The sequence below is a fragment of the Limosilactobacillus agrestis genome, assembly GCF_014145585.1.
Taxonomy (GTDB): Bacteria; Bacillota; Bacilli; order Lactobacillales; family Lactobacillaceae; genus Limosilactobacillus; species Limosilactobacillus agrestis.
The window spans coordinates 25,122-45,622 of sequence record NZ_JACIVF010000060.1 but is presented as its reverse complement, the minus strand read 5'-3'; the positions used below and the strand labels follow the sequence as shown (position 1 = coordinate 45,622).

Here is a 20,501-nt window from a genome sequence, read left to right as displayed (position 1 = left end):
TTTAATCTTTGAATGTTATAGGTAAGCCTTTCGATTTTGAAAGGCTTTTTTCTTTTAAGTGAGAAAAGATATCTTAAATGTATAAAATTTTTAAAAAAGTTTAAAAATAGTGGAAAAAGAGTAGTGAAATTATTTATTATAATAGGTAGTTATTTAGACAAGGAGCATACTTATGGCGAGTGTAGAAACTAATAGTGATGCGCTTGATGTTACTCAAGCCATCAATCAACAAATTATTACAAAGATAAAGTATTTACGACGCTTTAACGACGCAATTTCAAATCATCATGATCGTGAAATCTATCAATTATTAGATAATCAACGCTATGCTAAAGAAATTGAACATCGTGAACAGCAGCCAAATGATAAAGGCGTCATGAACTTAGTGGATGACTTAGCTGATCAATTAAGTAATTATCTCAGTGAAAACCTCATTAAGTATCTTGGTAAGACCTATCCATTCTTCTATTATGAAGAATATCAAACCGGTCATTACCGGATTTATTTTGGTAACTGGTGGGATCGCCGCCAATTTGGAGAATTAGATGTTTTGAATGTTCGTTTTTCTTTTGACCAAACTGAATATGATAAATTACGGACAGCCTTTGAGTTGGCACGTGACAACAAACGTTACAATAGTGAGCGCATTAGTAAAATTTCGAGTGAAAATGACCATTTACAAGAGTTGATCGATCATCAACGAGAACGTGAAGAACGAAAGGAAGCTCTTCAAGAACAATTGAAAGAAATTAGTTCACGGTCTGGAATTTGGGAATCAAGCCGTAACAAGGAGAGTCGCCAGGAACTAGTTGAACAATTACAAAAGTTAGAGGACCAAGAAGAAGAGTCTCGCAATGCGGCCCAAACTATTAAGGATAACGAGCGGGTTGTGTTATCCTTATCAAAAGAAAATACAATTTTGAGCTATGAGCAAAAGAGCATTATTGATACTTTTGGTAGTTTTGAGGACTTCGAATTAGCTAATCGTAATTTATATGCTAATTATTTGGCTAGTTTAAATGCATCTGAAGGAAAGCAGGTGGACGACGATGAGCAATAATCGAATCGTGACTTCTCCTAGTGAACGTGTCCAAGCCCTTTCTGATTCGTTTAAGGATGTCTTAAACCTTGGACAAAAGTATGTGGAGCTTTTAGACCGCTTAGCTCAGACTAAGGATGCTAAGAATTTGTTATCAGCCACTAATAAACTAGCAAAAATGGACTTGGCGAATGCATTTATTGATTTCCCACCACATTATAAGGCGGCTGATTATTATCTGATTTTTATGGATCGCTTATTAAAAATGCATGGTGATACGGCAGTTAATGTTGTAGAAAATGAATTAAATCATGAATTTGAAGCGACAGTTGCTGCTATTGGTAATGAAGCGGTTTTTAAATTTGAAGTTGATAGTCGAGGAGAAGCCGCCTTTACCGAGCAAGATCAACATGAGCCGCTTTTTCACCTTAGTTTAGAAGATAAATTAATGCAATTTAATAATCGTGCATTGGTTAATTACTTTATTGTTTATGCCCTTAAACAACATACTGACCTTGAGCTACGTGATGCGGTTAAGCCTTTGATTGATTTTGCTAAATACTTACAAAAAGATCTTGATTTTACGATTGATCTAGGCATTCTAGCAACTGCTAATGATCGTCGCTTTATGTTGGATAAGCCTGAACTCCCATTAACAGTAATTGACCGATTATTTGTTGCTACTGCCGATAAAGATTACATGTTGATGAACTTGCCACAGAACAATGGGGCTGAGTTACTATTAGATCAGGGGACAAAACTCGATATTGCCTTTGATCCAGATGATTATAGTCAGGAATGGTTCTTCTTAGTCAAGGATTCTGATGAGCAAATTTCGTTCTTTGATGTATTGCTTCATTACGACCTAGTTCGTGATTGGTATTTATCAAACCGTTCCTCACTAGCAGTACGAACAGACCACATGGAGATTGCTGATGAACAATCACAAGTAACGACAGTTGTAGTAGAAGATGAACCTTTAGATGAGGGAGGATCTTCTGAAACAGCTTCAGAGGAGCCAGCTCCTGCTGATGAAAGATAAGTAAGAGCAAATTTTATTGTGGAGGCGCATAGGATGTTAGATATTACTAAAATGCTTCACCAAATTATTGATTTAGAGTTAAAGGTTGATGATGAAAAGGAACTGATGATTGGGCCGGAAACCAGAAAGCAAACAATTTTTGTTGACCTTGATATTTCTTTGTCAAATATGGCTGAAGCAGCAGGGTGGTATAAGGTAGTTGATCCTCATGAAGTAGACAAAGAAAATTTGCTAAAATCGTATGTTGAATCAGTAGCGCTACTCTTATTATATAGTGCAAAGGTGCAATGGACGCACCTAGTTGTACTTGATGATCAAGCTTGGCAACGGATTACGGATGCCAAAAGATCTACAAAGTTAGCAGACCTTAATAAATCATATTTAGCAATTAAACACTTTTTGGGTGATGCCTACTTTAATCATCAACAAGAAAGCTTTCGGCATGCTTGGCATCTTTTGTTAAAAATGGGAATTAGCGATTGGCAATTGACACCTGAGCAGATTTCTAGTGCTTACCAAGCAATGATTGATCAATATTAGAATAAAAAAGCGAGGGGGATGTGGCATAAGTCGGGTTCCTTTCATAAAAGACAAATAGCGCAGTACAACAATAGGCCTCCAACGCTCGGTAAAACCGAACATTGGAGGCCTATTGTTGCTTGTGGGGGCTCCCAGAGGCTAGCTTCGCGTCGAAAAACGAAGCCACGAATGATTTCTGTCTCGCTCCCTTTCGTGTTGAACGGAATATAAGATTAAGCTTTTCGATCTCGTAAGCGATTGGTAGTTGCACTATGTTTTCCAGTTTCTTGGTTACTAAGACTGCCAAACATAAATTCACCAATTACCGACGCAACCAAAATTAAAACAATAATAAGAAATGGTAGCATAATAATCACCTCAAAAAGCAATCTCTACATTCATTATTATTAAAAATGTTTATTTTTGCAACGAAAGTGTAATATATAAGGGCGTGTTTAAGAAATACTTAAAAAATAAAAGCAAAATATTAGAAAATTATCCGTAAGTTTGGATTGGAGTAACAGAAAAAGGGGATATGAAACAAAAATGTTTCTCTATCCCCTTTTTTGTAAACGACGTTTACTTTATATGGAGCGAGCGAGACTTGAACTCGCAACCCTCGGTTTAGAAGACCGATGCTCTATCCAGTTGAGCTACCGCTCCAAACAGATTTAAGTATATAATTTTTAATACAAAGTTGTCAATGGTAATAATCTAATATAATTATTTTATTAAGATAAAGCCTGCACTTTCGTTGACAAACCGCTTTCATAACAACTATACTATTACAATAGTAGAAATACGAAAGTAGAAAGGCCTTAAGCTGTATGCGTATGATGGAAGGATGATGATTAAATGGCTGCTAATAAGACAGACCCACGTGTAATTAAAACACGTAATAGTCTGCGTAAAGCTCTTGTATATCTGATGAGGCGTGAAAAGCTTAAAGATATTAGCGTCCAAAAGATTACTGAAACTGCCAACATCACCCGGGGAACTTTCTATCTTCACTATAAGGATAAACAAGATTTTATTCAGTCAGCAATTCAAGAGATTATTGACGATTTCTTCAACCAAGTAATGATCGATAGTAATTTTTCGAAAGAACTGACGGTAAAGGTATTTTCACTTCGTAAAGCGTTTCAGTATGTCGAAAATAATGCCGATATTTTTGATGTCCTATTAAATAATGAAAAGAATAACTTCTTTTATGGACAACTTTACAATCGGTTAGCAAATGAGATGACATACTTTAATGAGCAAGTAAACAAGAACCAACAGTTAAAGGTTCCACTTAATTTGCAGATTTCCTTTATTGATTCGGCATTTCTTGGTTTAGTAAGTCGATGGCTAGAGGATGGCATGATTTATACTCCACGTTACATGACACAAAGCATGGCAAAAATGTTGGACCAGTTTAATCGTGAGAATGTTTCTTTGATTAATTTTTTTGATAATGAATTAGAAGAAAATTTAGAAAAGATTTAATAGCTACTATAAGGTAAAGAGGAGAATAGAAAATAACCTCCTCTTTTTTTATGGTAAAAGTGAGGATTACAGTTGACGAAGAGAATAATATTTGATATTATACAAACGTTGTATTTGTGAACCAACAACTACAACCGCACGTTATTAAGTCTAAAGCTTATTTAGCTGCTTAGTACGGCGAGTCTGAGATATTAAGGAGGTGCACAAAGTATGTACGCAATTATCGTTACTGGTGGTAAGCAATACAAGGTAGAAGAAGGCGCTTCTATCTATGTTGAAAAGCTTGATGCTAAAGAAGGTGACAAGGTAACTTTCGATCAAGTTATCTTTGTTGGTGGAGACGACACTAAGATCGGTACTCCTGTAGTTGACGGTGCTTCTGTTGAAGGTACTGTTGATAAGCAAGGTAAGGAAAAGAAGGTTGTTACCTTTAAGTACAAGCCTAAGAAACACACTCACACTAAGCAAGGTCACCGTCAACCTTACACTAAGGTTACTATCAACAAGATCAATGCCTAATGTGGAGGTGAGATCATGATTCGAGCACAGTTTACTTTAGATTCGAATCAGCGGATCACTTCTTTTAAAATGACTGGACATGCTGATTCTGGTCCATACGGGCAGGATATTGTGTGTGCCGCAGTTTCTGCATTATCTATTTCAATGGTGAATGGGCTTGAACAAGTTGTTCACGCAAAGCCGCACCTTAAACAAGATAATGATAATGGTGGCTTTCTAGAAGTTACAGGATTAGACCTCGGTCATGATAGTCAGATTCTTCTTAAAACTTTGTTAAATGGATTATGTGATATCCAGGAAAGCTATCCACAAAACATTGAAGTAAAAATGTTTGATTAAAGTTCATTGCTGGAGGTGAACAACTATGATTATGGATTTACAATTCTTCTCCCACCACAAGGGGGGTGGTTCCACTGCTAACGGTCGGAACTCAGCTGGTCGTCGTCTTGGTACTAAGGCTGCTGATGGTTCAATCGTAACTGCTGGATCAATCATCTACCGTCAACGTGGTACTCACATCAACCCAGGCGAAAACGTGGGTCGTGGTGGAGACGATACATTATATGCTAAGGTAGCTGGTGTTGTTAAATTTGAACGCATGGGCCGTAGCAAGCGTAAGGTATCTGTTTACCCAATCGCTGAATAATTATAAAAAATTGCAGGTGCTGTTATAGCAGTATTTGTAGCCAATTGATGCCCCTTCTCGTATTGAAAAGGGGCATCAAAGGGAAAAATTTATAACTTATCTAAGTTAGAGTCGAGCAATTACTCGGCTTTTTTATTTTTAAATAATTTTCCCTGACTTTATTGTAAGTTAGTCTATAATATAAGAATATAATTAACTCACCATTGAAGGGAGCATAATATTTAATGATGATTATTGATAAAGCTAAAGAAGTCCAAGAAAAAATTATTGCTGCATGTAAGCGAAGTGGTCGAGATCCCCAAGATGTTCAATTGTTACCAGTTAGTAAAAATCATCCAGCAGAAGACATTGCAAAGCTTTGCAAAGCGGGATGGAATGATTTTGGTGAGAATTATGTTCAAGAATTAGACAAAAAGCATGGTGAATTACCGACAGACATTAATTGGCATATGATCGGCCATCTTCAACGGAATAAGGTTAAATACATTGCTAGTTACGTTACAATGATCCAATCTGTTGACTCCCTTAAGCTAATGAATACGATCGAAAAAGAGGGAAGAAAAAATGATCGGATAATTCCAATTTTAATTGAGGTTAATGTTGGAGAAGAAGAGAGTAAATTTGGGGTTAAGCCAACTTTGCAGGATTGCATGGAATTGGCTAAGAAGAGTCTTCAATTACCACACGTAAAGTTACGAGGATTAATGACAAGTGCTCCTTATTATGATGATCAGGAAAAAACACGGCCGATTTTTCGCCGATTGCGAGAATTGCGTGATGAGATGAATAAACAGAATGATCAATTAAAGTTAGATGTTCTTAGTATGGGGATGACCCATGATTATGAAATCGCGGTAGAAGAAGGTTCAACCTGTGTGCGGGTTGGGACAGCTATCTTTGGCCCTCGTAATTACTCTAACCGTCAATATTAAAGGAATAGTGCCATGTCTAGAATTAAACGTCTACAGAAAAAATTTGCAAAATTATATATCGATGCGTTTTTGGTAACGGATGAAAAAAATATTTATTACCTTACAGGCTTCAATCTGATGGAAGGTGATGGATGTCTCTTAATAACAAAAGATAATGCTATTATGATTACTGATGACCGTTACCAACTGGCATTAGAAGAATTTGAAAACGATGAGGTTGTGGGAATGATTACCCGTGACTATTACGGTTCACTTAATAAAATATGTCAGGGGATGAAAGTGACTGTTCTTGGATATGAAGATACGGTTATTTATGCCCTATTTGATATGCTTGATGAACAGATGACAACAGACCTTGTTCCCTTTCACCAACAAATTGAACAAATGCGAATGATTAAGGATAGTAATGAAGTAAGTTGCTTACGTGCTTCCGCGGATTTGCATTCAGCAGGATACCAGTATCTTTTGGAAAATGTTCATGCTGGGATGACAGAGCGCCATGTTGCAAACTTACTTGATTTTTGGATGAAGGAGCATGGGGCAAGTAGGGCCTCTTTTCCTCCAATTATTGCTAGTGGTAAAAATGCTGCCAAGCCGCATGCTACAGCTTCTGAAAAAGTAATTGCAGACGGCGAGATTGTTACCGTTGATTTTGGCTACTATTTTAATGGGTATACGGCCGATATGACGAGAACCTTTGCCGTTGGTTCAATTGATCCAGAACTACGGGATGTTTATCAAATTGTCAATGAGGCCCGGGCAGCGGTAATTCAAGCCGCCTATGTTGGTCAACGAGGAGACCAACTTGATTTAGCTGGACGACAATTAATCGAGATGGCAGGTTACGGGGATGAATTCAACCATGGAATGGGACATGGGATAGGTCTATCAGTTCATGAATTACCTGCTAGCTATGGCCCTGGTGCGCAAAATGTTAAATTGAAGAATAATGAAGTTATTACTGTTGAGCCGGGGATTTATATTCCCCAAATTGGCGGTGTCCGAATAGAGGATGATATTTTGATTACTCATGGAGGTGTCGAAGTACTGACGAAGGCGCCAACCGACTTAGTAATTGTGGGAGAATAGCATGTAACTAACGGCTTTGTATAATAATGTTAATCAACAAGGAATAGCAACAATTAGAAATCATCATGAACAGATAGATAATTATTTGCATAATCCGGATAAGGATAAGCAGCGAGGACTGACGCGTATTGCTTCCCTTCCTGCTCATGTTAGTCGTAATATTATGTTTTGCCTGCATGAGTTGGCCGCAATTAACCAATCCTTTTATCCTGCATATTACTATTATTGACCTTATTGCTAAAAGAACGATACTCGACAATGTCAGGACATGTGACGGTTGTGCGGTATACTAATCCGATTTAACAAGCAGAACGTTTTTTAATAATGTTAGAAAAATTTAAATCAATTAATTTCGGACAAATTACCACAACTAGCCTCGATTTAGTTATTAATGATTGGTATAATCATAATTCACAGTTGATTTCTAAGTTGCCACTACGCTTCTAATTAACCAAGTTGTTGCAATTTATTCGAACATAGTGCAGAATAGAAATGATTACTATAATAAGAGAAAAAATAAATTGGAGGGCTAACGATGGCTGAAGAATCAAAGATTGTTTTAAGTAGTGAAGATAAGTCACTCGGGACAATTCAAATTTCGCCACGAGTTTTAGAAATTATTGCGGGGATTGCCGCAAGTGAAATCGATGGTGTTTCAAAGATGTATGGTTCATTTGCGAATAGTGTAAGTGAACTTTTGGGACGCTCAGATCGTCGGCGTGGGGTAAAGCTTTCCAGCAATGATGAAAAATTATCACTTGATGTGGATGTTTATGTTGAATATGGTGTCTCTGTTCCTAAAGTAGCGGCAATGATTCAAGATAAGGTTAAACAACAAATCACGTTAATGACGGACCTAAAAGTAAAAGAAGTTAATGTTCATGTTAAGGGGATCGTAACATCTAAAGAAGACCAACAAGTAGATCCTAATGACTTGTTTGGCGAACATCTTAATGACGAGGCTGGTGAATAGAATGAGTTTGAACCGACACATGATTCGTGAGGAGGCTTTCCAAGTTCTCTTTGCTTTGCAATCAGATCCTGAGGCTGATATCCAGACTGTGTATGAGGCCATTCCTCATCATGATGAAAAGCAAATTCCCCCTTATTTGCTGACACTGGTAAATGGGGTGCGGGAACAGCAAGACCAGCTTGATGAACAAATTAATGACTTGCTGGCAAGCGGATGGACAATTAATCGGTTAGCAAAGGCAGATTTGGTGATTTTGCGGCTTGCGTTATTTGAAATTCAATACGCTGAAAATGTTCCAACGGTGGTCGCAATTAATGAAGCATTAGAGCTGGCAAAAACATTCAGTAGTGATAAGTCACGTAAATTTATCAACGGAGCCCTTGGTAAATTTGAAAAACAAGTAAACGAGAACAACTAATATTACTGTTAAAAATAATTATGGGGTGGAAAGATGAAGCGATAAACTTCTGATTCCACTCCTTTTTTGCTTAAGCTTGATATTATTATGGTAGAATATAGAATGAAAATTTAACGAGGAGGAATCACTGTGACGACAATTATTGATGGCAAGGCCCTTGCAAAAAAAATTAATGCCCAGACCCAAGAATTGGTGGCTCAGTTAAAAGAAAAACAAAATATAATCCCGGGAATTGCGGTCGTGATTGCTGGTGATGATGCAGCGAGCTTGATTTATACTCGCAATAAGCATAAAAAGGCTACTAAATTAGGAATCAATTCAATTTTAAAAAAGTTTCCTGCTGATGTTAGTCAAGATGAACTTCTTGCCGAAATTGAAAATCTAAATAACGATGACACAATTGATGCCATCCTTGTTCAACAACCTCTTCCTCCTCAATTGGATCCAGAAGTAATTACTAATGCTATCGTACCAGCGAAGGATGTTGATGGTCTTAATCCCTTAAACTTAGGAAAATTATTTGCTAATCAGCATGGTAATTATCCAGTGGCTTGTACACCTCGCGGAATCATGCGGATGTTAGCAGAATATAATATTGATTTACAAGGGAAAAATGCGGTCATTGTCGGTCGGAGTATTTTAGTTGGCAAGCCTCTTTTAGCTCTTTTAAATAATGCTAACGCAACTGTGACGATGGCTGGCAGAAATACTCGTGATCTTTCTGCTTTAACGAAAACAGCAGATATTTTAATTGTGGCTACTGGTGTACCTCACCTTATCAAGGCAGCAGATGTAAAATCTGGCGCAGTAGTAATCGATGTGGGGATTAATCGTTTAAGTGATGGTAAATTGACGGGGGATGTTGACTTTGAAGCGGTAAAGGCAAAAGCTCAGGCAATCACTCCTGTTCCAGGTGGCGTAGGACCGATGACAATTGCAACGTTGATGGAGCAAACAGTTGATTTAGCGCAGTGGAGGCATCATGGATAGAAGCCAGTATTTAACAGTTAGTGAATTAACTAAGTATTTGAAAATGAAATTTGACCGGGATCCCTACTTACATACGGTCTATTTAACCGGTGAGCTTTCTAATTTTCGTTTACGGCAAAAACATCAGTATTTTAGTTTAAAAGACGATAATGCGGTGATTGATGCAGTAATGTTTGAACATCAATTCCGGAAAATTAAATTTACTCCCGAACAGGGGATGAAAGTTTGCGTAGTCGGTCATGTGAGTTTATATGAAAAAAGTGGACGCTATCAGATTTATATTGATCGGATGGAGCCAGATGGCCTGGGATCTTTATACTTGGCTTTTGAGCAACTTAAAAAGAAATTGAGTGCTGAAGGTCTATTTAGTTTACTTAAAAAACAGATTCCAATGTTTCCTAAACGAATTGCGGTCGTTACTAGTATTGATGGGGCAGTTATTCGGGACATTAATACGACTGTTCGACGACGTTATCCAATTGCCCAAGTTGTTTTATACCCCACGGTTGTTCAAGGGGATAAGGCAGCAGCGGATATTGCTAGGCAAATTAACCGTGCCAATGACCGCGGGGATTTTGACACCCTTATTATCGGTCGTGGTGGGGGATCAATGGAAGACTTATGGCCTTTTAATGAAGAAGTAGTAGCTCGAGCAATTGCCAATAGCAAAATTCCGGTAATTTCATCTGTTGGTCACGAGACAGATACAACAATTGCCGACCTTGTAGCCGATCAACGCGCTGCCACCCCCACTGCCGCTGCTGAATTAGCAACTCCGGTAAAATTAAATGATATACTATTGACGATTAAAGATGATCAGAATCGTTTATTAAATACGATGCGAACCAAAATTAATTTTGACCGCCAACAATTGAATAAGCAGTTGCAAAGCTATATTTTTCAGCAACCGACAAGACTATATGAAAACTATGCACAAAAGGTTGACCAACTAACTCAACAGCTTGGTCAAACAGCGCAAAATAAAATGCAAGAAATGCGGATGAATGTAGAAAGGTTAAGCGGGCGTTTAACGGCGGCTTCTCCACTGCACCGGGTTCAACAACAAGAACAGTTAGTTAAGCAGTTACAAAAACAATTAGTTACAGCCTCACTTGCTAACCAAAATGAAAAGCGACAGCAAGTGACGAGCCTTATTAAACAATTAGATTCGCTGAGCCCCCTTAAAATTATGAGTCGGGGATATACGTATGTAACAAGTGATGAAAAAGTTGTTAATCATGCCAGTCAATTAACAGTTGGGCAAAATGTTCACTTGCATTTTGATGACGGGGAAGTTCAAGCAGAGATAAAAAAGGTAAAGGAGCACTAAGATGGCAACAGAAAAACTAACATTTGAAGAACAACTAGCGCAATTACAACAGATCGTTAACCGCCTTGAACAAGGGAATGTTCCACTAGAAGAAGCCCTTCAACAATTTCAAGAAGGGATCAAGCTTTCTAAGGAATTACAAACGAAACTAACAAATGCCGAAAAGACACTTGGTCATCTAATTGACGATAATGGTGACGAAAAAGTCTACGAAAAACAAACTGATGACCCAAGTAACAACGGTGGCGGTAACCGTGGATTTGGCAGCGCTGACGAACAATAAGCAACGGAGTAAAAAAGATGAGTACACCACTGCCAATTTTGAAAGAACGGATTGAAGATTATCTTAGCCAGTCATTGGCTACAGATGTTGATCAAGCAACATTAAAAAATTCAATGACTTATTCCCTAATGGCCGGCGGTAAGCGACTGCGTCCGGCATTGACGCTTGCAACGATTGAGATGTTAGGTGGTACCATTAATGATGATATGTTGCGCGCAGCTTCTGCGTTGGAATTGCTTCATACCTATTCATTAATTCACGATGACCTTCCAGCAATGGATAATGATGATTTACGTCGTGGAAAACCAACTAATCACCGTAAATTTGGGGCGGGAATAGCAACTTTAGCAGGCGATGGACTATTGACATTAGCCTTTCAGTGGGTTACTGATAACCATCTTCCAACTGATATTCGGAGTCAATTAACTCTTGAACTTGCAAAAGCAGCGGGACCCTCTGGAATGGTTGCCGGCCAAGCACGGGATATTGAAGGTGAACATCAACATTTAAGTTTAAACCAGTTGCGATATCTGCACCGTCAAAAAACTGGGGCCTTGATCCGCTATGCTGTTCTGGCAGGGGGGATTATGATGAATCAATCCACTGAAGTTAAACAAGAGCTAGCAGCATTTGGCGAAAACTATGGCTTAGCCTTTCAGATCTATGATGACTTAATGGATGTTCTCAGTACTGCTGAAGAGATGGGAAAAGCTGTCCATAAAGATGCTGGTGAGCAAAAAAATACTTATCCGGGGTTGCTAGGTGTAGATGGTGCGAAGGAGCAGTTACAGGTCGCTTTAACTGCTGCTAGGCAAAATCAACAGAATCTTGAAAAGCTTACTGGGAAGTCATTTACTAGTTATGATGACTTTTTAGCATATTTTAAATAAGGAAAGGGATTATGAAAAAAGAACGTGTAGATGTATTATTAGTCCAACAGGGGCTGTTTGACTCTCGCGAACAAGCAAAGCGGGCAGTGATGGCCGGAGAAATTCTTGGTAAAAATAATGAACGATTAGATAAACCGGGACAAAAAATTCCAATTACAACCACCCTTCACATGAAAGGTCATAAAATGCCATATGTTAGTCGGGGGGGCTTAAAGTTAGCTAAGGCATTAAAGGTTTTTGACATTTCAGTTAAGGATAAAACGGTTTTAGATATTGGCTCATCTACTGGGGGATTTACTGATGTAATGTTACAAAATGGAGCGAGGTTAAGTTACGCGCTCGATGTGGGAACCAATCAGTTAGTTTGGCAATTGCGGGAGGATCCCCGGGTAGTTGTTATGGAGCAAACTAATTTCCGCTATAGTAAGTTAGCAGATTTTTCCAGTGGCCAGCCAGAATTTGCTTCGATTGATGTTTCGTTTATTTCCCTTCGCTTGATCTTGCCACCATTGGCGCAGATACTGAAAATGGGTGGCGAAGTAGTAGCCCTAATTAAACCACAATTCGAAGCTGGAAAAGAACATGTTGGTAAAAATGGAATAATTCATGACCACAAAATTCACCGGGCAGTTTTGGAAGAAGTACTAACTTTTGCCAGTGAAGATTATTTCGACATCCTCGGATTAGACTACTCACCAATTAAAGGGGGGCAAGGGAATATGGAATTCTTGGTTCACCTGCGTCTAAGTGAAAATCCTGGTATCCTTGCTAAAGAAGTAAACATCGATAGGGTGATTGCAGCTGCTGATGATGATTTAAATCATAAGGAATAAATAAAGGTGACTTAATCCATGAAAAAAGCAGAACGACAACAAAAAATTCGAGAAATCATTACTAATGAGAGCATTGAGCGACAGGAAGATCTTGTTGAGCGCCTGTGTGAAATGGGGTTGACAGTTACACAAGCGACTATTTCGCGAGATATTAAAGAAATGCAATTAATAAAGATCCCAGCTGATGATGGGGGATATCGTTATGGCTTGCCGGCATATCATCGTCAAGGACATGAAAACCAATTATCCCAGACCCTTCAAGATAGCTTGGAACAATTAAAGCGTAATGATTGTTTCTTGGCATTAACGGTTCATCCGGGCAATGGTCCTGTAGTAGCTACCTTAATTCGTAAGATGGATTTTCCAACGGTCTTCACAACAATTGGTGATGATGGAAATGTCCTGGTAGTTTGTATATCTCCAGAAGCGGCAATTAACTTAGAAGAAAAGCTTAATGGGATGCTAGACTAGGCGAGGTGAAAATTTTTGTTACAAGAATTGACGATTGATAATTTAGCAATTATTAAGCACTTAACCTTAACATTTGCTGACCAAATGACTGTTTTAACGGGGGAAACTGGTGCCGGAAAGTCAATTATTATTGATGCAGTTGGCTTGTTAGCCGGGGGTCGAGGATCTCAGGAATTTATTCGTCGTGGAGAAGAAAAGCTAAACCTTCAAGGGCAATTTGCGATTCCCAATGATCTTGAATTTGATAAACTACTTGAATCATTGGGAATTGATCATGAAGATGGGATTTTAATTGTCTCTCGGGAAATTCATCGTAATGGTCGCAATATTATCCGTGTTAATGGTCAACTGATTAATACTGCGACTCTTCGTAAAATTGGCGTGGGATTAGTTGATATTCAAGGACAAAATGAACACCAGCAATTAATGCAGGCGGAGACCCACTTGGGAATGCTCGACCAATTTGCGGCAAAGGAGGTCCAGCCATTACTTCAAAAATATCAGGAAGAATACCAAGCCTATTCTAAATTAAAGGCGGCTGTAAATAAGAAACAAGCAAATGAGCAACAATGGGCTCAACGGTTGGATATGCTTCGGTACCAAGTTAATGAGATTGCAGAAGCTAATTTAAAAGAAAATGAAGAAGATGAATTAATTAGTGAACGTGATCGATTGGAACACTTTCAACAAATTAATAATGCCCTTCAACTAGCCGTGACGACCTTTAATGAAAGTGATCAGACACCGGTTTTAGACCAAGTTGCCACGGTGATGGACTCTATTAATGCTATTGCTGAATTTGATGATGCTTATGATAACCTAAGTAAGGCGCTTAATGATGCTTATTATGCTCTTCAAGATGTAGCAAATGAGGCAAGTCAGCAATTAGATATGCTAGAATTTGATGATGAACGATTAGCTCAAATTGAACAACGGTTAACCACTATCGGCGATCTCGAACACAAGTATGGTGATACGTTGACAGATGTTTTGAAATATTATGATAAGATCAAAAAAGAACTTGATTCGATGGAAGCTGCGGCTGATTCTAGCAGCGATCTAGAGCAACGGTTGTCAGAAGCGGAAAATAAGCTTCGCGAGACCGGTCGTAAATTAAGCCAGGTACGGCAAAAAGCTGCTCATGAACTCGGTAAAAAAGTTCACCAGCAGCTTAAAGAGCTTTATATGGAAAAGGCGGAATTTGAAGTTCACTTTGTCAATCAAAGTCGGGAACAGTTTACACCGACGGGAATTGACCAGGTAGAATTTTATATTCGAACTAACCCGGGAGAGTCGATGGGACCATTAGCAAAGATTGCTTCTGGGGGTGAATTATCACGGGTAATGTTAGCTTTAAAGACTATTTTTGCGCAAAAAGAAGGTGTTACTAGTATCATTTTTGATGAAGTTGATACTGGAGTAAGTGGACGGGTTGCCCAAGCGATTGCTGATAAAATTCGTTTGATTGCTCAACATTCGCAGGTCTTATGTATCACGCACCTACCACAAGTCGCAGCGGTTGCTCAACATCATTTTCTTATTAAAAAATCTGTCCATGATGATCGAACAACTACGAAAGTTACACCATTAAAAGAAAATGATCGGGTTGAAGAACTGGCAAGAATGCTATCGGGTGAAAAGATTACCCAATTAACAAAAGAACACGCACAAGAATTACTTAAGATGGCAAAATAAAGAGGAAGAATAAGAAGCAATCTGAGGTAAGAAGAGTGTTTTCCACGTTATCTTGCTATTGCTTGTTAAAACATACAGGGGTTGTGACATAAGTCAGGTTCCCTTCATAAAAGACAAACAGCGCAGTACAACAATGGCCTCCAACGCTCGGTAAAACCGAACATTGGAGGCCATTGTTGCTTGCTAGGAACTCCCAGAGGCTAGCTTCGCGTCGAAAAACGAAGTCACCGGTAACTTCTGTCTCGCTCCCTTTACTAGGTTAAATATAATATTATAAGTTCGCAATGTACCGAATTTGGTCAAAATTAACAACATAACTCACGTTTTGATTTGTGATAAGATACCGATTACTATTTGCTAATTGAGCAATGTTACCAGTAACGTTTACGGGGTAACCATCATTGTTGATTGGCATTAACTGAAAGGTTGCTCTAATCTTATCCTTGATGGCTCGTTTTAAAAATAATTGTCGTTGTTTAGCAGGTTGGGGAGTCAGCAATTCTGCTTGCTCATCAGTAGTAGGCGTTTCTTCAAAAATGTGGCGAAGTTTATCACTAATAATTTGTGGCGTAAATTTAAAAATAGACTTTTGTTCAATTTGCATAATCGCGCCTCCGAACATTCGTTTGATTATAGTATACGAACATACATTCAGAAATGCAAGTAAAAAGCTCAATATTTTTGTTATTCAGGTGCTTGATTTCAGTACTAATCTAGTGCATTATAGTATTAATACATTTAAATAAATAGGAGCGTTATAATGGTAAATCGTGGAATGTTAATTGTTCTTTCAGGTCCTTCCGGAGTTGGAAAGGGAACTGTTCGAAAAGCTATCTTTGATTCAAATGATAATGATTTTCAATATTCAATTTCGATGACAACTCGAAAACCACGTCCTGGCGAGGTTGATGGTGTTGATTATTTCTTTGTAAGCAAAGAAGAGTTTGAACATCAAATTCAAACTGGTGGGATGTTGGAATATGCTAAGTATGTTGACAACTATTACGGTACCCCATTAAAATATGTTAATGAGACCTTAGATTCAGGGAAGGATGTTTTCCTTGAGATTGAAGTTAACGGAGCAATGCAAGTACGGTCTAAGTGCCCAGATGGTGTATTTATTTTCTTAACGCCTCCTGATTTGGATGAATTAAAACAACGATTGATTCACCGGGGAACTGACAGTATGGAAGTTATTAACAAACGTATTCATAAGGCATTTGGTGAAATTCAAATGATGCAAAACTATGATTATGCCGTAGTTAATGACGAAGTGCCAAATGCAGTTGAGAAGATTAAAGACATTATTCGTACTGAACGGCTTCGTGTTACCCGCGTAATGCCACGCTATCTAGAAATGTTAGGAGATGCCAAAAAATGATTCTTTTTCCATCGGTTGATGAATTATTAAAACATATTGATTCTCGTTACTCATTGGTTATGCTTGCTAGTAAGCGGGCTAACGAATTAGATGCAGGAGCTGCTCCATTGCTTGAACATTATGATTCAAGTAAGTCTGTTGGGAAGGCCCTGGAAGAGATTTTAGCTGGAAAAGTGACGATTGATCCTGATCACACTGAGGACTTACAGGATTAAAAAGTAAGATAGACAAACAAAAGTAAGGGACTAGGGCAGAATTGTCACTGGCCCCTTTTTTGCTCATAAAGATGCTATAATCAATTAAGAAAAAACAAGTTGAGGTGACATAATGACACGAATTGCAGTGTATCTTACCGGCAGTATCGCTGCTTATAAAGGAATTGAAGTAGTGCGAGGCCTCCAAAAAATGGGACATGAGGTTCGTGTAGGGATGACTGAGGCAGCTACTAAGTTGGTCACTCCTGCTACTCCTTTTGCTTTGACGAAAGCTCCGGTACTTACTGACCTGTGGGACGATCATTCAACACCGATTCCTCATATTGAGCTAGCTGACTGGTCAGAACTGGCAGTTGTAGTACCAGCATCAGCCAATATTATCGCTAAAATGGCAATAGGATTGGCTGATGATGCTGTTTCTACCACCTTATTAGCAACGAATGCTCCCAAAATCGTCGTTCCAGCAATGAACAGTCATATGTGGTTGGCACCAACAACTCAGCGAAATATTACCCGACTTAAACAAGACGGAGTCAATATTATGCCGCCAGTTAGTGGAAGATTGGCTGAAGGTTATGTTGGTCGTGGACGATTACCAGAACCGGCAGCAATTTGTCAATATATCGAAGACTTTTTAGCTCGCGGTCGAGTTTTAAAGGGAAAACACGTGATTGTTACTGCAGGTGGAACCCGTGAAAATATCGATCCCGTTCGTTTCATTGGTAACCGGTCTTCTGGTAAAATGGGGATTGCACTTGCAAACGCCGCAACCCAAGCAGGCGCCAAGGTAACTCTGATTGCTGGTCAAGTTACTGTTCCTCTTCCGCAATCCCCGGCGATTGAAGTTGTGCGAGTAACTACGACTGAAGATTTATATACAAATTTAAAAGAGCGTTTTTTGCAAACTGATATTTTAATTATGGCGGCCGCGGTTGCCGACTATCGACCGGTCGAGATGGTTGATCATAAAATTAAGAAAAAAGATGGTGATCCACGGCTTACGATTGCACTCACTGAAACTGTTGATATTTTAAAGAATATTGCGAAAATGAAACAAAATGATCAATGCGTTGTTGGCTTTGCAGCAGAGACCAATAACCTCATGGAAAATGCTAACCGTAAGCTTGCTAGTAAAAATGTGGATATGATTATTGCAAACAGTGTGGCAGGGAAGACGGGCGCATTTGGAAGTGATCAAAATCAAGTAACTATCTTGCAGAAAGATAAGTCTCCAATTAAATTAGAGCGGCAATCTAAAGCTAAAATTGCAAACAAAATTATCGAACTAGTTAGTGCAAAATTAAAGTCAGGTGATTAAATGCCAGAGTTGGCACAGGTAGTTGTTGATGTTCCAACAATGCAAACAAATCAACCATATACTTATCAGATTCCTCCCAAACTCGAAAAACAAATTCAAGTCGGAGTAAGGGTGATTGTACCCTTTGGAAAGGGCAAACGAACTGTTCAAGGATTCGTTGTTGCTCTCGATGAAGCGTCTCAATATGAGGGAGAGCTCAAACCGATTCAAGCCATAATGGATCTTCAACCGGTAATTAATCCTGAATTAATGAAGCTTAGCAAATGGTTAGCTGATACTACTTATTCTTTTTGGATTTCTTGCTTGTATACGATGCTGCCTAACTTATTGAAGGCTAAAACTACCAGAATTATTCGAATTGTGGATGAAGTGGATGAGCATGTTGCCTTTGATATTTTTCATGGTCGAGACGAATTGGAAATGGCGGAGGTACAAGATAAACCTGCAATCTTAAGTGAATTGTTCAAACTGCAAAGGGAAGGAAAGATAACGATTGAATACCAAGTAAAAGATCGGGCAAAAGTTAAAACCGTGACTGGTATTCGTGCTTTACTTAATTTTGAACAACTAGAAGATGAGCGTACTTCCCTTCATTCCAATGCTCATGCTCAAAATCGTCTTCTTTCATATCTACAATCAATTGGTAGTCAAGTTGTTAAGCAAAAAACAGCCGAACACCAAACCGGCTTAAAACCGGCCACCTTCAATCAAGGACAGCAGAAGGGATGGCTCGAAAAAATACCAGTTGAAGTATATCGACAACCTTTAGCGATGCAGGATGCTCCTGATAATGATCATTTAGCGGTCCCGCTTCACCTTAACCCGGATCAACAAAATGCCGTTAACCAGATTAATCAAGCAATCGACAATCATGATCCTAAAGATTTTCTCTTGCAAGGAGTTACTGGAAGTGGGAAGACAGAAGTATATCTACAATCGATTGCTAATGCCCTTCAACAGGGAAAAACGGCATTAATGCTTGTCCCTGAGATTTCGTTAACCCCTCAGATAGTTAACCGTGTTCGGCGCCGCTTTGGGTCCAAGGTTGCTGTTTTACATAGTAGTTTATCAAACGGGGAACGGTATGATGAATGGCGTCGGATCGAACGGGGAGAGGCGCAAGTGGTTGTTGGTGCCCGTTCAGCAGTCTTTGCACCGTTGACTAATTTAGGCGTAATTATTCTTGATGAAGAGCATGAATCTAGTTATAAACAAGATGAAGCTCCTCGTTATCAGGCGCGTGAAGTAGCTAAATGGCGGGGAAAATATAATCAAGCACCTGTAGTTCTCGGATCAGCTACTCCCAGTCTGGAAAGTCGTGCGCGGGCGGTTAAAAATGTTTATCACTTGTTGCGACTTCCACACCGGGTAAACAAGCAGGAACTGCCACCGATTGAGGTAGTTGATATGCGGGACGAAATTAAGAAGTACGGTGAAAGCAACTTTTCTCAGAAGCTAGTGGGCGAGTTAAATGATCGCCTGCAAAAGCATGAACAAAGTATTTTAATGCTAAATCGACGGGGATTTTCGTCATTTATGATGTGCCGTGATTGTGGGAATGTTTTAAAATGTCCTAATTGTGATATTTCTTTAACGCTTCATATGGATACACGGACAATGAAATGTCACTATTGCGGTCATGAAGAACCCATCCCCCGTGAATGTCCAAATTGCCATAGTCACCAGATTCGCTATTATGGAACTGGAACAGAGAAAGTTGAGCAAGAATTGCATCAGTTATTGCCTCAGGCACGGATCATTCGAATGGATGTTGATACAACCCGGCGTAAGGGAATGCATGCAAAGCTATTACGGCAATTTGGTCAACATCAAGCGGATATCTTACTGGGAACCCAGATGATTGCTAAAGGACTTGATTTCCCTAATGTTACGTTAGTAGGGGTCTTAAATGCAGATACTGGTCTTGGGTTACCAGATTTTCGTGCTAGTGAACGAACTTTTGATTTGCTAAGTCAAGTAAGTGGTCGGGCTGGTCGGGCAAATAAGCAGGGGAAGGTTATTATTCAGACATATAATCCCGATCATTACGCTATTCAAGATGCCAAAGCGCATGATTATGAAAAATTCTTTAACCAGGAAATGATGCTGCGCAGACAAGCGAGTTATCCACCTTACTATTACACTGTTCGTCTAATGGCTAGTCACCCTGAAGAAGCTAAAGCAGCCCGGGCGATGGCTGATATCTATGGGCGCCTAAAACAGGGATTAGCATCTTCGACAGTTATTCTAGGGCCAACTCCCCGAGCGATTGCGCGGATGAAACGACGCTACTATTACCAGATTGTAATCAAATATAAGCAGGATCCGTATTTACATCAGTTATTATTTGACATTCTTCAAGATACACAAAGTCGTGGTTTTAAGGATGTCCAAGTAAGCATTGATCCTGATCCACAGTATTTTATGTAA

At 39.0% G+C, this 20,501-nt stretch carries 25 protein-coding genes, 1 tRNA gene and 1 other annotated feature; of the genes, 23 read left to right on the top strand and 3 right to left on the bottom strand.

Annotated elements, in window-relative coordinates; genetic code table 11:
• Nucleotides 1–172: 172 nt before the first annotated feature.
• Genes H5R88_RS06505 through H5R88_RS06495 form a run of 3 tightly spaced genes read left to right on the top strand, consistent with a single transcriptional unit; the run spans nucleotide 173 to nucleotide 2,621 of the window.
• On the top strand, nucleotides 173–1,060 hold the full coding sequence (locus H5R88_RS06505) for an exonuclease SbcC (RefSeq protein WP_182577915.1): 888 nt from the start codon (nucleotides 173–175) through the stop codon (nucleotides 1,058–1,060).
• Entirely contained in the window at nucleotides 1,050–2,081 is a 1,032-nt protein-coding gene (locus tag H5R88_RS06500; protein WP_182600564.1) for a hypothetical protein, read from the top strand. The genes H5R88_RS06505 and H5R88_RS06500 overlap by 11 nt, the downstream gene beginning before the upstream one ends.
• Nucleotides 2,082–2,114: 33 nt before the next feature.
• Nucleotides 2,115–2,621, top strand: a complete 507-nt coding sequence (locus tag H5R88_RS06495) for a hypothetical protein (RefSeq protein ID WP_182600563.1) — start codon at nucleotides 2,115–2,117, stop codon at nucleotides 2,619–2,621.
• A gap of 212 nt (nucleotides 2,622–2,833) precedes the next feature.
• Here the strand turns inward: H5R88_RS06495 and H5R88_RS09695 are convergent, their stop codons facing one another.
• Entirely contained in the window at nucleotides 2,834–2,968 is a 135-nt protein-coding gene (locus tag H5R88_RS09695; protein ID WP_003664012.1) for a hypothetical protein, read from the bottom strand.
• 221 nt (nucleotides 2,969–3,189) lie between these two features.
• A tRNA-Arg gene (locus H5R88_RS06490) sits at nucleotides 3,190–3,263 on the bottom strand.
• Nucleotides 3,264–3,455: 192 nt separating this feature from the next.
• Here H5R88_RS06490 and H5R88_RS06485 point away from each other — a divergent pair.
• The 16 genes from H5R88_RS06485 to recN all read left to right on the top strand — a co-directional run bounded on the left by H5R88_RS06485 (nucleotide 3,456) and on the right by recN (nucleotide 15,157).
• Entirely contained in the window at nucleotides 3,456–4,088 is a 633-nt protein-coding gene (locus H5R88_RS06485; RefSeq protein WP_182577912.1) for a TetR/AcrR family transcriptional regulator, read from the top strand.
• A gap of 122 nt (nucleotides 4,089–4,210) precedes the next feature.
• Nucleotides 4,211–4,283, top strand: a sequence feature (ribosomal protein L21 leader region).
• Between the two features lie 15 nt (nucleotides 4,284–4,298).
• On the top strand, nucleotides 4,299–4,607 hold the full coding sequence (rplU, locus tag H5R88_RS06480) for a 50S ribosomal protein L21 (protein ID WP_003664009.1): 309 nt from the start codon (nucleotides 4,299–4,301) through the stop codon (nucleotides 4,605–4,607).
• 15 nt (nucleotides 4,608–4,622) lie between these two features.
• Complete coding sequence (locus H5R88_RS06475; RefSeq protein ID WP_182577911.1) at nucleotides 4,623–4,946, top strand: ribosomal-processing cysteine protease Prp; 324 nt, start codon at nucleotides 4,623–4,625, stop codon at nucleotides 4,944–4,946.
• A gap of 25 nt (nucleotides 4,947–4,971) precedes the next feature.
• A complete protein-coding gene (gene rpmA / locus H5R88_RS06470; protein ID WP_019252495.1) occupies nucleotides 4,972–5,253 on the top strand; it encodes a 50S ribosomal protein L27 in 282 nt (93 codons plus the stop codon).
• A gap of 224 nt (nucleotides 5,254–5,477) precedes the next feature.
• Complete coding sequence (locus H5R88_RS06465; RefSeq protein ID WP_182600562.1) at nucleotides 5,478–6,185, top strand: YggS family pyridoxal phosphate-dependent enzyme; 708 nt, start codon at nucleotides 5,478–5,480, stop codon at nucleotides 6,183–6,185.
• Between the two features lie 12 nt (nucleotides 6,186–6,197).
• Nucleotides 6,198–7,274 (top strand): M24 family metallopeptidase, encoded by a 1,077-nt coding sequence (locus H5R88_RS06460; RefSeq protein WP_182577909.1) that lies wholly within the window; start codon nucleotides 6,198–6,200, stop codon nucleotides 7,272–7,274.
• Nucleotides 7,275–7,290: 16 nt separating this feature from the next.
• Complete coding sequence (locus H5R88_RS09690; protein WP_231795181.1) at nucleotides 7,291–7,503, top strand: hypothetical protein; 213 nt, start codon at nucleotides 7,291–7,293, stop codon at nucleotides 7,501–7,503.
• A gap of 306 nt (nucleotides 7,504–7,809) precedes the next feature.
• Nucleotides 7,810–8,247 (top strand): Asp23/Gls24 family envelope stress response protein, encoded by a 438-nt coding sequence (locus H5R88_RS06450; protein ID WP_182577908.1) that lies wholly within the window; start codon nucleotides 7,810–7,812, stop codon nucleotides 8,245–8,247.
• A 1-nt stretch (nucleotide 8,248) separates the two neighbouring features.
• Nucleotides 8,249–8,665: a transcription antitermination factor NusB gene (nusB, locus tag H5R88_RS06445; protein ID WP_182577907.1), complete on the top strand. Its 417-nt coding sequence runs from the start codon at nucleotides 8,249–8,251 to the stop codon at nucleotides 8,663–8,665.
• Nucleotides 8,666–8,794: 129 nt separating this feature from the next.
• Entirely contained in the window at nucleotides 8,795–9,655 is an 861-nt protein-coding gene (locus H5R88_RS06440) for a bifunctional 5,10-methylenetetrahydrofolate dehydrogenase/5,10-methenyltetrahydrofolate cyclohydrolase (RefSeq protein WP_182600561.1), read from the top strand.
• Nucleotides 9,648–10,985, top strand: a complete 1,338-nt coding sequence (gene xseA / locus H5R88_RS06435) for an exodeoxyribonuclease VII large subunit (RefSeq protein ID WP_182600560.1) — start codon at nucleotides 9,648–9,650, stop codon at nucleotides 10,983–10,985. The genes H5R88_RS06440 and xseA overlap by 8 nt, the downstream gene beginning before the upstream one ends.
• Before the next feature lies 1 nt (nucleotide 10,986).
• Nucleotides 10,987–11,268, top strand: a complete 282-nt coding sequence (locus tag H5R88_RS06430) for an exodeoxyribonuclease VII small subunit (RefSeq protein WP_182577904.1) — start codon at nucleotides 10,987–10,989, stop codon at nucleotides 11,266–11,268.
• Nucleotides 11,269–11,285: 17 nt separating this feature from the next.
• Nucleotides 11,286–12,158, top strand: coding sequence for a polyprenyl synthetase family protein (locus H5R88_RS06425; RefSeq protein ID WP_182577903.1), 873 nt, complete (start codon nucleotides 11,286–11,288; stop codon nucleotides 12,156–12,158).
• A gap of 11 nt (nucleotides 12,159–12,169) precedes the next feature.
• Nucleotides 12,170–12,991 (top strand): TlyA family RNA methyltransferase, encoded by an 822-nt coding sequence (locus H5R88_RS06420; RefSeq protein ID WP_182600559.1) that lies wholly within the window; start codon nucleotides 12,170–12,172, stop codon nucleotides 12,989–12,991.
• An 18-nt stretch (nucleotides 12,992–13,009) separates the two neighbouring features.
• Nucleotides 13,010–13,462, top strand: coding sequence for an arginine repressor (locus H5R88_RS06415; protein WP_182577901.1), 453 nt, complete (start codon nucleotides 13,010–13,012; stop codon nucleotides 13,460–13,462).
• 15 nt (nucleotides 13,463–13,477) lie between these two features.
• A complete protein-coding gene (gene recN / locus H5R88_RS06410; protein WP_182600558.1) occupies nucleotides 13,478–15,157 on the top strand; it encodes a DNA repair protein RecN in 1,680 nt (559 codons plus the stop codon).
• A gap of 271 nt (nucleotides 15,158–15,428) precedes the next feature.
• Here recN and H5R88_RS06405 read toward each other — a convergent pair whose 3' ends face one another.
• Nucleotides 15,429–15,779 (bottom strand): hypothetical protein, encoded by a 351-nt coding sequence (locus tag H5R88_RS06405; protein ID WP_182577899.1) that lies wholly within the window; start codon nucleotides 15,777–15,779, stop codon nucleotides 15,429–15,431.
• A gap of 138 nt (nucleotides 15,780–15,917) precedes the next feature.
• Between H5R88_RS06405 and gmk the strand changes: the two genes are divergently transcribed.
• The 4 genes from gmk (at nucleotide 15,918) to priA (ending at nucleotide 20,501) form a co-directional block, all read left to right on the top strand.
• A complete protein-coding gene (gene gmk, locus H5R88_RS06400; protein ID WP_182577898.1) occupies nucleotides 15,918–16,538 on the top strand; it encodes a guanylate kinase in 621 nt (206 codons plus the stop codon).
• Nucleotides 16,535–16,753, top strand: coding sequence for a DNA-directed RNA polymerase subunit omega (gene rpoZ / locus H5R88_RS06395; protein WP_003663855.1), 219 nt, complete (start codon nucleotides 16,535–16,537; stop codon nucleotides 16,751–16,753). Before gmk ends, rpoZ begins: the two co-directional genes overlap by 4 nt.
• Before the next feature lie 112 nt (nucleotides 16,754–16,865).
• Nucleotides 16,866–18,071 (top strand): bifunctional phosphopantothenoylcysteine decarboxylase/phosphopantothenate--cysteine ligase CoaBC, encoded by a 1,206-nt coding sequence (gene coaBC / locus H5R88_RS06390; RefSeq protein WP_182600557.1) that lies wholly within the window; start codon nucleotides 16,866–16,868, stop codon nucleotides 18,069–18,071.
• Nucleotides 18,072–20,501, top strand: a complete 2,430-nt coding sequence (gene priA, locus H5R88_RS06385) for a primosomal protein N' (protein WP_182600556.1) — start codon at nucleotides 18,072–18,074, stop codon at nucleotides 20,499–20,501.

Bases quoted from the DNA above. Each gene is read 5' to 3' on its own strand.
- rpoZ (WP_003663855.1), top strand. From the start codon at position 16,535: ATGATTCTTTTTCCATCGGTTGATGAATTATTAAAACATATTGATTCT.
- H5R88_RS06415 (WP_182577901.1), top strand. From the start codon at position 13,010: ATGAAAAAAGCAGAACGACAACAAAAAATTCGAGAAATCATTACTAAT.
- nusB (WP_182577907.1), top strand. From the start codon at position 8,249: ATGAGTTTGAACCGACACATGATTCGTGAGGAGGCTTTCCAAGTTCTC.
- H5R88_RS06460 (WP_182577909.1), top strand. From the start codon at position 6,198: ATGTCTAGAATTAAACGTCTACAGAAAAAATTTGCAAAATTATATATC.
- priA (WP_182600556.1), top strand. From the start codon at position 18,072: ATGCCAGAGTTGGCACAGGTAGTTGTTGATGTTCCAACAATGCAAACA.
- H5R88_RS06430 (WP_182577904.1), top strand. From the start codon at position 10,987: ATGGCAACAGAAAAACTAACATTTGAAGAACAACTAGCGCAATTACAA.
- H5R88_RS06425 (WP_182577903.1), top strand. From the start codon at position 11,286: ATGAGTACACCACTGCCAATTTTGAAAGAACGGATTGAAGATTATCTT.
- H5R88_RS06495 (WP_182600563.1), top strand. From the start codon at position 2,115: ATGTTAGATATTACTAAAATGCTTCACCAAATTATTGATTTAGAGTTA.
- H5R88_RS06485 (WP_182577912.1), top strand. From the start codon at position 3,456: ATGGCTGCTAATAAGACAGACCCACGTGTAATTAAAACACGTAATAGT.
- H5R88_RS06475 (WP_182577911.1), top strand. From the start codon at position 4,623: ATGATTCGAGCACAGTTTACTTTAGATTCGAATCAGCGGATCACTTCT.
- H5R88_RS06420 (WP_182600559.1), top strand. From the start codon at position 12,170: ATGAAAAAAGAACGTGTAGATGTATTATTAGTCCAACAGGGGCTGTTT.
- H5R88_RS06505 (WP_182577915.1), top strand. From the start codon at position 173: ATGGCGAGTGTAGAAACTAATAGTGATGCGCTTGATGTTACTCAAGCC.
- H5R88_RS06465 (WP_182600562.1), top strand. From the start codon at position 5,478: ATGATGATTATTGATAAAGCTAAAGAAGTCCAAGAAAAAATTATTGCT.
- H5R88_RS06500 (WP_182600564.1), top strand. From the start codon at position 1,050: ATGAGCAATAATCGAATCGTGACTTCTCCTAGTGAACGTGTCCAAGCC.
- H5R88_RS06450 (WP_182577908.1), top strand. From the start codon at position 7,810: ATGGCTGAAGAATCAAAGATTGTTTTAAGTAGTGAAGATAAGTCACTC.
- rplU (WP_003664009.1), top strand. From the start codon at position 4,299: ATGTACGCAATTATCGTTACTGGTGGTAAGCAATACAAGGTAGAAGAA.
- H5R88_RS06405 (WP_182577899.1), bottom strand. From the start codon at position 15,779: ATGTTCGGAGGCGCGATTATGCAAATTGAACAAAAGTCTATTTTTAAA.
- coaBC (WP_182600557.1), top strand. From the start codon at position 16,866: ATGACACGAATTGCAGTGTATCTTACCGGCAGTATCGCTGCTTATAAA.
- gmk (WP_182577898.1), top strand. From the start codon at position 15,918: ATGGTAAATCGTGGAATGTTAATTGTTCTTTCAGGTCCTTCCGGAGTT.
- rpmA (WP_019252495.1), top strand. From the start codon at position 4,972: ATGATTATGGATTTACAATTCTTCTCCCACCACAAGGGGGGTGGTTCC.
- xseA (WP_182600560.1), top strand. From the start codon at position 9,648: ATGGATAGAAGCCAGTATTTAACAGTTAGTGAATTAACTAAGTATTTG.
- H5R88_RS09695 (WP_003664012.1), bottom strand. From the start codon at position 2,968: ATGCTACCATTTCTTATTATTGTTTTAATTTTGGTTGCGTCGGTAATT.